Origin of the sequence: Clostridium sp. 1001271B_151109_B4, from assembly GCF_015670405.1 — a bacterium.
In the GTDB taxonomy this organism is placed as follows: domain Bacteria; phylum Bacillota; class Clostridia; order Clostridiales; family Clostridiaceae; genus Clostridium.
On the sequence record NZ_JADPBQ010000008.1, the window covers coordinates 1 to 12,252 of the forward strand.

10 protein-coding genes are annotated in these 12,252 nt (G+C 27.6%); 8 read left to right on the forward strand and 2 right to left on the reverse strand.

Annotated features, from left to right (window positions below; all coding sequences use genetic code 11):
• Window positions 1-64: 64 nt before the first annotated feature.
• A complete protein-coding gene (locus I4V63_RS07105; protein ID WP_196000601.1) occupies window positions 65-286 on the reverse strand; it encodes a hypothetical protein in 222 nt (73 codons plus the stop codon).
• 158 nt (window positions 287-444) lie between these two features.
• Between I4V63_RS07105 and nhaA the strand changes: the two genes are divergently transcribed.
• The 6 genes from nhaA to I4V63_RS07135 all read left to right on the forward strand — a co-directional run bounded on the left by nhaA (window position 445) and on the right by I4V63_RS07135 (window position 7,448).
• Window positions 445-1,611, forward strand: a complete 1,167-nt coding sequence (gene nhaA, locus I4V63_RS07110) for a Na+/H+ antiporter NhaA (RefSeq protein ID WP_196000602.1) — start codon at window positions 445-447, stop codon at window positions 1,609-1,611.
• Window positions 1,612-1,737: 126 nt separating this feature from the next.
• Complete coding sequence (locus tag I4V63_RS07115; protein ID WP_196000603.1) at window positions 1,738-2,604, forward strand: EamA family transporter; 867 nt, start codon at window positions 1,738-1,740, stop codon at window positions 2,602-2,604.
• Window positions 2,605-3,022: 418 nt separating this feature from the next.
• A complete protein-coding gene (locus tag I4V63_RS07120) occupies window positions 3,023-4,651 on the forward strand; it encodes an alpha-glucosidase (protein ID WP_196000604.1) in 1,629 nt (542 codons plus the stop codon).
• A 127-nt stretch (window positions 4,652-4,778) separates the two neighbouring features.
• Complete coding sequence (locus I4V63_RS07125) at window positions 4,779-5,783, forward strand: putative ABC transporter permease (RefSeq protein WP_196000605.1); 1,005 nt, start codon at window positions 4,779-4,781, stop codon at window positions 5,781-5,783.
• Between the two features lie 130 nt (window positions 5,784-5,913).
• A complete protein-coding gene (locus tag I4V63_RS07130) occupies window positions 5,914-6,402 on the forward strand; it encodes a hypothetical protein (protein WP_196000606.1) in 489 nt (162 codons plus the stop codon).
• A 143-nt stretch (window positions 6,403-6,545) separates the two neighbouring features.
• Complete coding sequence (locus I4V63_RS07135) at window positions 6,546-7,448, forward strand: GNAT family N-acetyltransferase (RefSeq protein ID WP_196000607.1); 903 nt, start codon at window positions 6,546-6,548, stop codon at window positions 7,446-7,448.
• A 140-nt stretch (window positions 7,449-7,588) separates the two neighbouring features.
• On the opposite strand, the gene I4V63_RS07140 is transcribed toward I4V63_RS07135, so the two are convergent.
• The gene (locus I4V63_RS07140; RefSeq protein ID WP_196000608.1) at window positions 7,589-8,416 is read right to left on the reverse strand and encodes an AraC family transcriptional regulator; all 828 of its coding nucleotides are present in this window, start codon (window positions 8,414-8,416) and stop codon (window positions 7,589-7,591) included.
• Between the two features lie 132 nt (window positions 8,417-8,548).
• On the opposite strand from I4V63_RS07140, the gene I4V63_RS07145 reads away from it, so the two are divergent.
• Complete coding sequence (locus tag I4V63_RS07145; RefSeq protein ID WP_196000609.1) at window positions 8,549-10,735, forward strand: alpha-galactosidase; 2,187 nt, start codon at window positions 8,549-8,551, stop codon at window positions 10,733-10,735.
• Between the two features lie 13 nt (window positions 10,736-10,748).
• Window positions 10,749-12,188, forward strand: coding sequence for a PTS transporter subunit EIIC (locus I4V63_RS07150; protein ID WP_196000610.1), 1,440 nt, complete (start codon window positions 10,749-10,751; stop codon window positions 12,186-12,188).
• Window positions 12,189-12,252: the final 64 nt, after the last annotated feature.

Sequence of the window (12,252 nt, forward strand, 5' to 3'; positions counted from 1 at the left end):
TTCGAACCCTCCTTTTTTTATCGGCTATTATCAAAATTTATTTTGATACAGCCCCTTATTTTATTTAGTCACATCCACCATCACAATCACAAGTGTTATCACATCCGCAATCACAATGGGGAAAGTCGGAACCAATAGAATCAAAGAATGAATAACTATTATCATTAGAAAATTGAGTATTATCATAAGTATGATTAGAAGAGTTATGATTTTTATTGCTATTGGTATTGTTCTTCAGTGATAAAAATGCAACTATAAGAAAAACTACTAAAATTAAAAAATACATTAGCTAATCCTCCTTTTTTATACAATTATACAATTAATCAACAAATATAAAAAGGTATTAATAAAGGATGGCATGATATTATACAAAGGATAAAAATAAAAGAACTGTGCAAAATATAAGAATAAAGAAAAAAACAAGGATAGAGTAGGAGTACAGTTATGGAAGAGAGTAAAAAAAATTATAAAAGCGTAGTAAGTTCAGAAGCATTTCCAGGAATCTTATTATTGGGAGCTACAATATTAGCATTAATATTAGCAAATACAGAATTAGATACATATTATAATTATATTTTATATGATTTAAAATTTGGAGAAGAGTTTAATTTGCATTTGATTATAAATGATTTTTTAATGGCTATTTTTTTCTTAGTAGTAGGATGTGAGATTAAAAGAGAACTTGTATATGGAAAACTTTCAAGTATAAAGGAAGCATCATTTCCTGTGTTAGCTGCAGTTGGAGGAATGGTTGTACCAGCATTAATATTTACTTTATTCAATTTTCAAAGTGGATTTGAAATAGGAGCTGGAATACCGTTATCTACAGATATAGCATTTGCAATAGGAATATTTTCAATACTTGAAAGTAAACTTAATTTATCATTAAAATTATTTTTACTTACCCTAGCAGTTGTAGATGATTTATTATCTATAATTATAATTGGTGTTTTTTATTCTTCACATATAAGAATTTCAGGAATAATTATTTCATTAATTTTAATAGGAGCTTTGTTTTGTGTTAAGTTCTTTAATAAAAGGAATAAACTATATCCATATTTAATATTAGGTTTATTATTATGGATGGCTGTATTTTATAGTGGAATTCATTCAACATTAAGTGGAGTAATATTAGCATTTAGTATACCTGTTTTACATGAAAAAGATAGAGAAAAAGATCTAAGTTATAAGGTTCAGCACAAACTTGAACCATTTTCTAATTTTGTAATACTTCCTTTATTTGCATTTGCTAATACTGGAATAAGTTTAGGTGGAAATTTAAACTTAGCAAAGGATTATCCTTTAATGATAGGAATAATATTAGGGTTAGTTGTTGGAAAACCATTAGGAATAATGCTTTTTGGATATTTAGGAACTTTAATAGGTATAACAAATAAACCACAGAATTCATCTTGGTATGATGTATTAGAAGTATCAATACTTGCAGGTATAGGATTTACAATGTCATTATTCGTTTCAGAGATAGCCTTTGCAGGGGAAGAAGTTGAACTTAGTGTATCAAAAATTTCGGTTTTGATAGCAGCCGTTATTTCTATAATATTAGCTAGTATATTAACATTTGCTAGAGATAAGATTAAACACAAGAAGTAATCTGAAAAATATATAAATGATGTAAGGAAGTGTGTGAAATTAAATTTTCATATCACTTCTTTTAATTTTAGTTAAGAATAAGATTAATATTATAATAAGAATTATGCAAAGAAAGGAAATAAAAATATGTGGATATTATATGCATTTGGATCTGCATTTTTTGCTGGTGTAACATCAATTTTAGCAAAGATAGGGGTTAAGGATATTGATTCTCATGTTGCTACTGCAATAAGAACTATAGTAGTATTGATTTTTTCATGGATTATGGTATTTATAGTAGGATCACAAGGAACTATAGGTGATATAAGTGGAACAACATTGATATTCTTAATATTATCGGGATTTGCAACAGGAGCATCATGGTTATGTTATTTTAAAGCATTGCAATTGGGTGATGTAAATAAGGTAGTACCTATTGATAAAAGTAGTACAATCTTAACAATGGTATTAGCCTTTATTTTTTTAGGGGAAAACATAACTATAAACATGGTAGTTGGGATGATAGGTATAGGTATTGGTACTTATTTGATGATTCAAAAAAAAGAAAGCGTAGAAAAAGTAGTTAAAGGAAAAGCTTGGTTAGTATATGCATTATTATCGGCTATGTTTGCTTCATTAACGTCTATATTAGGTAAAGTTGGGATAGAAAATGTAGAGTCGAATTTAGGAACGGCAATTAGGACAATAGTCGTACTTATAATGGCATGGATTATTGTTTTTGCTACTAAAAAACAAAATGATGTAAAAAAGATAGATAAGAAAAGTTTGTTATTTTTAATATTGTCAGGAATAGCAACTGGTGCTTCATGGTTATGTTATTATAAGGCATTACAAGATGGACTAGCTTCTATAGTTGTTCCAATAGATAAGCTTAGTATTTTGATAACTATATTATTTGCTTATGTGTTTTTAAAAGAAAAATTATCAAAAAAATCAATATTTGGATTAGTATTAATTGTAGTTGGAACATTGATATTATTAATAAAGATTTAGTAAATAACCTTTTTAGAAAAACTTATTTTAGTGAGGTAATTAACAAATGAAAAAATTTAATGCAATAATAAAAAAGATGAGCAAGAAAAAAAGATTAGAGAAGGTTATAGAAAGGTTAAAAAGATAAGGAGAAGATAAAATAAATAGCATTATTGTGTTAAAAAAAGCCTATATTTTGCAAGAAAAATAATAGTATTATTAGTTATAATCACATTATAAACTGAATTCTTAGATTGAGATATAGTTTTAATTACAACTTAAGGTTAGAGTTCGTTATACTAAAAGGGTAGCTAGTCTAGATACGAATCCGTTGATAGTTTTCATAGTAAAGAGATTGGAATGTTACAACGGCTAGTTATTAGATAAATTAATTATGTAAAGAAATGAATTGAGTTTTTATAATGTGGAGGTAACAAATATGGAAAGACAATGGTGGCATAGCTCAGTAGTGTATCAAATATATCCAAGGAGCTTTAATGATAGTAACGGTGATGGAATAGGTGATATCAATGGGATTAGAGAAAAATTAGATTATCTAAAGGACCTTGGTATAGATGTTATTTGGCTTAGTCCAGTTTATAAATCGCCAAATGATGATAATGGATATGATATAAGTGATTATTGTGATATCATGGATGAATTTGGAACAATGGAAGATATGGACAACCTTTTAAAAGAAGCTAATGAAAAAGGAATAAAGATTCTTATGGATTTAGTTGTTAACCATACTTCTGACGAGCATAAATGGTTTATTGAAGCAAAAAAATCTAAAGATAATGAATATAGAGATTATTATATATGGAGAGATCCAGTAGAAGGACATGAGCCAAATGAATTAGGTTCTTGCTTTAGTGGAAGCGCATGGCAATATGATGAAACGACAGGTCAATACTATTTACATTTATTTAGTAAGAAGCAACCTGATTTAAATTGGGAAAATGAAAAGGTAAGAAATGAAGTTTATAAAATGATGAACTTCTGGATTGATAAAGGAATTGGCGGATTTAGAATGGACGTTATAGATCTTATAGGGAAAGTTCCAGATAAGATGATAACAGGTAATGGACCAAAACTTCATGATTATCTACAAGAAATGAATAAAGCTGCTTTAGAAGGAAATGATTTGTTAACTGTAGGGGAAACGTGGGGAGCGACTCCAGAAGTTGCAAAGATGTACTCAAATCCAGAGAGACATGAATTAAGCATGGTATTCCAATTTGAACATATAGGATTAGATCAAATTGAAGGAAAGGAAAAGTGGGATCTTAAACCATTAGAATTACTTGAATTAAAGAAAGTTTTATCTAAATGGCAAACAGAACTTGAAGGACAAGGCTGGAACAGTCTTTTCTGGAATAATCATGACCTTCCTAGAATAGTTTCAAGATGGGGAAATGATAAGGAATATAGAGTTCTAAGTGCTAAAATGCTTGCTACACTTCTTCATGGAATGAAGGGAACTCCTTATATTTATCAAGGCGAAGAGCTAGGGATGACTAATGTAAGATTTGAAGATATTAATGAGTATAATGATATTGAATCTTTAAATATGTATAAGGATAGAATTTCAAAGGGATATACCCATGAAGAAATAATGGAGTCCATTTATGCTAAGGGAAGAGATAATGCAAGAACTCCAATGCAGTGGGATAATTCAGAAAATGCTGGATTTACAACAGGAAAGCCTTGGATTTCTGTAAATGAAAATTATGAAGTTATAAATGCAAAACAATGCCTAGAAGATGAAAATTCAATTTTCCATCATTATAAAAAGCTTATAAATATAAGAAAGCATAATGATACTATAATCTACGGCGATTATACTTTATTATGTGAGGATGATAATAATATATTTGCATATGTTAGAGAATTAAATGGTGATAAAATATTAGTTGTTTGTAATTTCTATGATAAGGAAGTTAATTTTAATTTTGAGGAAGATTTTAATCACTGTGAAATTTTATTAAGCAATTACAAGGATTCAAGTACTTTATTAGAAAATTTAACTTTGAAACCATATGAAGCTATAATGTATAGAATTAAGTAATATAAGGTTTTTAAATGCCTATAGTATAAAATAAAGAGTTAAATTTATACTATAGGCAATTTTTTTATTTTTATTATAATACAATATATGTTAATATGGTATAAAAAGGAAAAGAGGAGGAGGTATATTGTACACAATACACCAATGGCTTTTATTATTTTATTTATATTGCTTTGCAGGATGGATATGGGAATCATGCTATGTTTCATTAAAAAAGCGTAAATGGATAAATAGAGGTTTTTTAAAAGGCCCTCTACTGCCTATTTATGGTTCAGGAGCAATAGTTGTATTAGTTTCAACTCTAACAGTAAAAAATAATACTTTTTTAATATTTATTATAGGGATGATTGCAGCAACTATATTAGAATATATTACTGGAGAGTTAATGGAAAGAATATTTCATGTTAGATATTGGGATTATAGTGATAAACCATTTAATATTAATGGGCATATATGTTTATTATCATCTTTGGCTTGGGGAATATTTTCAGTGCTTTTGGTAAAGATAGCTAATCCTAAAATAGCTAATTTAGTTGTAATGATACCAAATCAAATTTCTGAGATAATAGCTTATTTAGCTACTATTTTTATTACCGTTGATGCAGTCCAATCATTTAATGAAGCAATTAATTTAAAGAATGTATTAGTTAAAATAACTGAAAGAAATGAAACTGTAAGTGTTATAAAAAAGAGATTAGAAATTGTTGAAGCCTTTATTAATGAAGATATCAAGGATTTACAAGGAAGAATACTTGATAAACTTGAAATTAAACAAGAAAAGAAGATTGAGAAAAAGACAAAAAAGGCAATGTATATAGAAGCTATTATAAGAAAAAATTTATCTATAACTGAAGAAAAAATCAGAGATTTATCTGAAAAAATATCATTGTATATGGATAAACTTGAGGGTGTACCTTTCAGGGGTTCAGAAGATACTGAGCATTTAAAGTTAGAATTTAAAGATTATATTAATAAATTAAGGATACATGAAAGTAGAATTCATAATACTGAAAATAATGTGTATATAAAGTCAATAAAAATATTACGAAGAAATCCAAATGCTAAGGCAAAGAAGTATGAAGAAGCAATGAATGAAGTTAAAAATTTAGATAAAGAATTAAATGATAAATAAAGAAAGATATATAAATAATACTAAATCAATATAAACAAATTAGATAGGATATAATTTTGAGTCATAATGGAGTTTATGGCTCAATTTTTAAAAATTATAGATAAAATACTATATTAGGGGTAGAAGAAAAATGAGGAAAAGAATTAAATATTTATTTTTATGTATTGTAACAATAGGATTATTAGTGGGATGTAGTAATTCATCAAAAGAGCAAAATGTAGAAAGTTTCATTAGGAAATTGGTATCATATGATACTTATAAAAATATAGTAAGTGTTGATGAGCCAGATCAACTTATTGAAGCTTTCAAATCAATATTTAGTGAATATCTTACAGATGATGCTTTTGATTTATTGATAGCTAATAGAACATTTACTATATATAGCAGTGTTATATCAGAGGTAAGTGATGTTACAGATATTAATATTACAAAAACTAGTGAAACACAAAATGATGGATATATTCATTTTGAGTATGAGATTTCATATAAGCTAGTATATGATGATGAAATTACTGATATGATTGATTATATAGCTTTTAATGTACTTGATGAAAAGGGGTATAAAATTGAAAAGGTATCAATATCAGAGAAGACAAGCAGTATTTTTAAGGCCGTTTAAAAAAGAATATATAATATAGTGATAAGGTTGAGTAATAGTTAAGTAGTATGGCTCAACTTTTTTTATTAAAAATAATATAGGTATGTTTATGAATAATATTAAAATAAAATACTTGTAGGGGATATAATAGGGGGAGTGAGAAAATGAATGGGAAAGTATTAATTAGTAATAAAGAATATACTTTTGTAAAAGATTATAGAGATAATGAAAAGTTAAGAGAAGGATTAAATGATTTAACTGATAAAACTTATGGATTTAACTTTAAGGAATGGTATGAAGCCGGTTATTGGGGAAAAGGATATGTTCCATATTCATTATTAGATGGAGATAAATTAATAGCAAATGCATCTGTAAGTATTATGAAAATGAATGTTTTAGGTAAAAAGAAAAACTATATTCAAATAGGGACAGTAATGACTGATGATGAATATAGAAATAGAGGCTTATCAAGATATTTAATTGAAAAAATAATTAGTGAATATAAAGAAAAAAGTGATTGTATTTATTTATCAGCAAATGATACGGTATTGAACTTTTATCCTAAGTTTGGGTTTGAAAAAGTCAACGAATATCAGTATTCAATAAGTAAAGCTAAAGAAGCTACTAATATTAATAATAGAAAATTAAATATTGATAATGAGGAAGATAAAAAGATATTGGAAGGTATTCTTGATAATAGTATAATAAATTCTAAACTCTATGTTGAAGATAATAAGAATTTAATTATGTTCTATTGTTTAGGATTTTTAAAAGAATGTATTTATTATGTTAAAGAATATAATGTAATTGCAATTTGTGAGTATGAAGATGATGTATTAAATATTAATGATGTATTTTGTGATAGAAGCTTTGATTTAGATAAAGTAATAAATGTTTTAATGGACAGTAAAACTAAAAAAGTGAATTTAGGGTTTACACCTATTAATACAAATGGATATGAGAAAAGTATATTGGATGATGATAATGATACTTTATTTATTTTGAAGGATACAGAAAATATTTTTAAAGATGATTATCTAATGTTTCCAGCATTATCTCATGCATAAAATGAAATAAGCACTAATTAAGAAGCAATATTAAGAATTAAAGTTCAAGTTGAGTTATAAGAAAAAGTGTATTTAATACGTAATTTATTTCATAATTTCATTAAATATTTGATTTAACAATCATAGCTAGTAGAAATACTCTAGATATGATTGTTAAATTTTCTATATAAAGAAGGTGTACAGCCATTATGTTTTTTAAAAGTTTTAGAAAATAGCATAGTATCATTATAACCTACAGAACGTGATATATCTCCTATAGTTAAAGAAGTTGTTGATAATAATTCAGCAGCTTTTTCTAATCTTAAGTTTAAAATATATTCCTGTGGAGATATATTTAAATTCTTTTTAAAAATTCTATGTAAATAAGATCTATCAATAGATAGATGAGTTGCAATATCAATGATAGAAATATTATCGTGAAAATTTAATTGAATATATAGTAATGCTTCATCTAAATAAGTTTGTTGAGTATTTTTATTATTATTTGATGTATTAGGAAATTCATTTAATAATACAAAAAGAAAATTATATAGTGTGGATAATATTTTTAAATTTTTATTAGCATCAATTTTAGTACTATCAATTATAGAGTTAATAGAACTTATCAATGAGCTATCATTTCTTATAGTAAATATAGGATTTGACTTAGAGATTGATGTTTTATTTAAATAATCACAAACCTTAGTACCAACAAGTCCAACCCAAATATATTCCCATGGATGATCTTTATCAGCCTCATAATATATAAGTTCATTAGGATAGATTAAAAAAGCATCTCCAGCAGATAATGTATATTCAGTATTATTAATTTTATAAGTTCCTTTACCTCTTAAAACTATATGAATTAAATAACCACTTCGTATAGCAGGTCCATATGAATGCAAGCTTTTACAAGCTTCATGTCCACAAGTATAAAGATTTAATTCAATATTATCGTAAGGGTTTCTATAGGAAAAATTAAAGGCCATAATATCCTCCAGAATTAAATATTTAGTCACAAAAATCATAGGTTTTGTCCACATAATTCCATATTAATATATTTTAAAAAGGTTTACAATAAGTTCAAGGAAAAAAATAAGATATGAAGAAAGAGAGAAAGTATGGGGATTAAGATAGATGATAAAAAATATTTGTTCCATATACAAGGAAAAAATACAAGCTACATTATGCAAGTTTTAGATGGTGGATATTTAGCTCATTTATATTATGGTTCAAAGGTAAACGAATATAGAGGAAGTAATAAGATTATTTATTTAGATAGGGGGTTTTCACCAAATCCATATGATAAAGATAGAACTTTTTCTTTAGATACAATACCACAAGAGTATCAGGGATTTGGTAATGGTGACTTTAGAATTCCAGCATATCAAATTAAACTAGAAAATGGGACAAGAATCTCAGATTTAAGATATTTAGGATATAAAGTATTTAAAGGAAAAAAGGAATTAATAGGCTTACCTGCAACTTATGGGAATGATGATGAGTGTGATACTTTAGAAATATATTTAGAAGATAAAATAATAGGATTAAAAGTAATATTAACTTATTCTATATTTAATGAGCTAGATGTAATAACAAGAAGTGTTAAATTCATTAATGAAGGGGTAGAGGACTTAAGACTTTTAAGAGCATTAAGTATGAGTATTGATTTTAGAGATGATGATTTTGAAATGATTACTTTATATGGAGCTCATAATAATGAGAAAAATATTGAAAGAAGAAAAATAGTATCAGGAATTCAAATGGTAGAGAGTACTAGAGGAGCAAGTAGTCCTCATCAAGCCCCATTTGTTGCATTAGTTAGAAAAGATACTAATGAGGACTCTGGAGAGGTTTATGCATTTAATTTTGTATATAGTGGGAACTTTACCGCACAGGTACAAGTTGACCAATATAGAAATACAAGGGTTGCTATGGGAATTAATCCATTTGATTTTTCTTGGTTATTAAAGCAAGGTGAGGAATTTCAAACACCAGAGGTTGTAATGATTTACTCCAATAAAGGAATAGGAGAAATGTCAAGAAAGTTCCATAATTTATATACAGAAAATCTATGTAGAGGAAATTTTAAGCATAAGATTAGGCCTATATTGATAAATAATTGGGAAGCTACTTATTTTGATTTTAATGAAGATAAGATTATTAAAATAGCAGAAGAGGGTAAAGAACTTGGAATGGAACTTTTTGTTCTTGATGATGGATGGTTTGGAAAAAGAGATGATGATAATACTTCTTTAGGAGATTGGATAGTAGATAAAAGAAAATTACCTAATGGAATAGAAGGGATTGCAAATAAGATTGTAGATATGGGAATGGAGTTTGGGTTATGGTTTGAGCCAGAAATGATTTCTATTGAAAGCAATTTATATAAAGAGCATCCGGATTGGTGCATTCATGTACCAAATAGACCATATACAATGGGAAGAGGACAATTAGTTTTAGATTTATCTAGAAAAGATGTTTGTGATTATATAGTTGAATCAGTATGCAATATATTAGATTCAGCACCAATAACTTATGTTAAATGGGATATGAATAGACATATTACGGATATAGGTTCAGCGTTATTACCGGCAGAAAGACAAGAAGAAACAAGCCATAGATATATGTTAGGATTATATGAGGTTATGGAGAGAATAACTAGTAGATTTCCTGATATATTATTTGAAAGCTGCTCAAGTGGGGGAGGGAGATTTGATCCAGGAATGCTTTATTATATGCCACAAACATGGGTAAGTGATAATACTGATGCTATTTGCAGAACTAAAATACAATATGGGACTAGTTTAGCATATCCGCCAATAACTATGGGATGTCATGTATCAACAGTAGCCAATCATCAGGTTGGAAGAATAACACCACTTGAAACAAGAGGAAATGTAGCTATGGCTGGAAATTTTGGATATGAATTAGATTTAACTAAATTAACTGAAGAAGAAAAGGAAATAGTTAAAGATCAAATAAAAGAATATAAGGATATAAGAGAAATAATTCAATTTGGTGATTTATATAGAATATTTAATCCTTTTGATGGAAATGAATCAGCATGGAATATTGTTTCAAAAGATAAGACACAGTTTGTTGCTACATACGTAAAGGTTTTATCTTTACCAGCAGCTCAAATTAGAATTATAAAATTTAAAGGGTTAAATCCAGAATATTTATATAAGGATGTTGAAACAGGCGAGATATTTGCTGGCGATGAGCTTATGAATGTCGGTATAACAATTGAAAGAGTAAAGCAAGATTTTTATAGCAAAAAATGGATATTTAGGATTGTTAGTTAAGGGGGAATTTGTAATGAGTAAGGTTATTAGTAAAAATGAAAGATATATAAATATCACTAATGAAATTATTAAGAATATTGGTGGTAAAGAGAATATTAAAGGGGTAGCACATTGTGCAACAAGGCTTAGAATTGTTTTAGATGATGATAGTAAAATAAATATGAAGGCTTTAGATGAAGTAGATATGGCTAAGGGAGTATTTATGGTTGGAGATCAACTTCAAATAATTTTTGGAGCAGGATTAGTTAATGAAGTATATGAGGTGTTTGCAAAAGTGACTAATATGCAAAATATGTCCCTTTCAGACATAAAGACTAAATCGGCTGAAAAGCAAAATATATTTCAAAAAGGAATTAAATCAATTTCAGATGTATTTATAGAAATAATGCCGGCAATTCTTGCAGCTGCTCTATTATTAGGATTATCAGGTTTGTTAGGACAACAAGGTATCTTTGGTGATCAATCTGTAGTTGAAATGTGGCCTTGGCTTGAAGGAATAAATAGATTTATATCAATAGTATCATCAAGTGTATTTGATATTTTACCATTAATAGTTGTTTACTCAGCGACAAAAAGATATGGTGGTAGACCAGTATTAGGACTTGTTATAGGTGCTATAATGCTTAATTCAAAATTAACAGATGCTTATTCAGCAGCACAAGGAACTATTATACCAGAAACAATTAGTGTGTTAGGATTAAAAATACAATTAGTTGGATTCCAAGGTGGAGTTATTATTGCATTAATGATGGGAGCCGTTGTAGCTTATTTTGATAAATTATTTGAAAAGAAGGTTGCAAACAGTGTTAAATTATTAGTTTCTCCAATGCTTACAGTTTTTGTTTCAGCATTATTATTATTTACTATAATTGGGCCTATTGGACGTACATTAGCAAGCCTAATTACTACAACATTAGTTTGGGCTACTACAAACTTAGGTGTTTTTGGATATATGATATTTGCAGGATTACATCAAATTATTGTAATAACAGGATTACATCATATATTTGGAGCCATAGAAAGTCAATTATTGGTTGATACAGGAGTAAACTTCTTAAATCCAATATTCTCAGTAGCAGTTGTTGCTCAAGGAGGAGCAGTGTTAGGATATTTAGCATTACATTGGAAGAATGTAAAAGCAAGAGAAATGTGTATTCCAGCATTTACATCAACATTATTCGGTATATCAGAACCAGCAATTTTTGGTGTTACTTTAAGAAATAAGTATCCATTAGTTTGTGGATGCATAGCAGCTGCATTAGCTGGAGGATATATTTATATAAGTAAGTTAACTGCAATAGGTTTTGGTACCACTGCAGTACCAGGGTTTGCAATAGTTAATCCAGCAAATAATGGATATATTAATTATATAATAGCTCATTTAATTGCAATTTTAGGTGGTATATTACTAACTATGATGTGGGGAAGAGTTAAGATTAAAACTAGTAAATAACTATAAAATGCTGAATCATATTTTAATTTATGATTCAGCATTTTTAGGTTTAGAAATAATAGTA

Coding starts and splice junctions, on each gene's coding strand:
- I4V63_RS07135 (WP_196000607.1), top strand. CDS start 6,546: ATGAATGGGAAAGTATTAATTAGTAATAAAGAATATACTTTTGTAAAA.
- I4V63_RS07150 (WP_196000610.1), top strand. CDS start 10,749: ATGAGTAAGGTTATTAGTAAAAATGAAAGATATATAAATATCACTAAT.
- I4V63_RS07140 (WP_196000608.1), bottom strand. CDS start 8,416: ATGGCCTTTAATTTTTCCTATAGAAACCCTTACGATAATATTGAATTA.
- I4V63_RS07145 (WP_196000609.1), top strand. CDS start 8,549: ATGGGGATTAAGATAGATGATAAAAAATATTTGTTCCATATACAAGGA.
- I4V63_RS07120 (WP_196000604.1), top strand. CDS start 3,023: ATGGAAAGACAATGGTGGCATAGCTCAGTAGTGTATCAAATATATCCA.
- nhaA (WP_196000602.1), top strand. CDS start 445: ATGGAAGAGAGTAAAAAAAATTATAAAAGCGTAGTAAGTTCAGAAGCA.
- I4V63_RS07105 (WP_196000601.1), bottom strand. CDS start 286: ATGTATTTTTTAATTTTAGTAGTTTTTCTTATAGTTGCATTTTTATCA.
- I4V63_RS07130 (WP_196000606.1), top strand. CDS start 5,914: ATGAGGAAAAGAATTAAATATTTATTTTTATGTATTGTAACAATAGGA.
- I4V63_RS07115 (WP_196000603.1), top strand. CDS start 1,738: ATGTGGATATTATATGCATTTGGATCTGCATTTTTTGCTGGTGTAACA.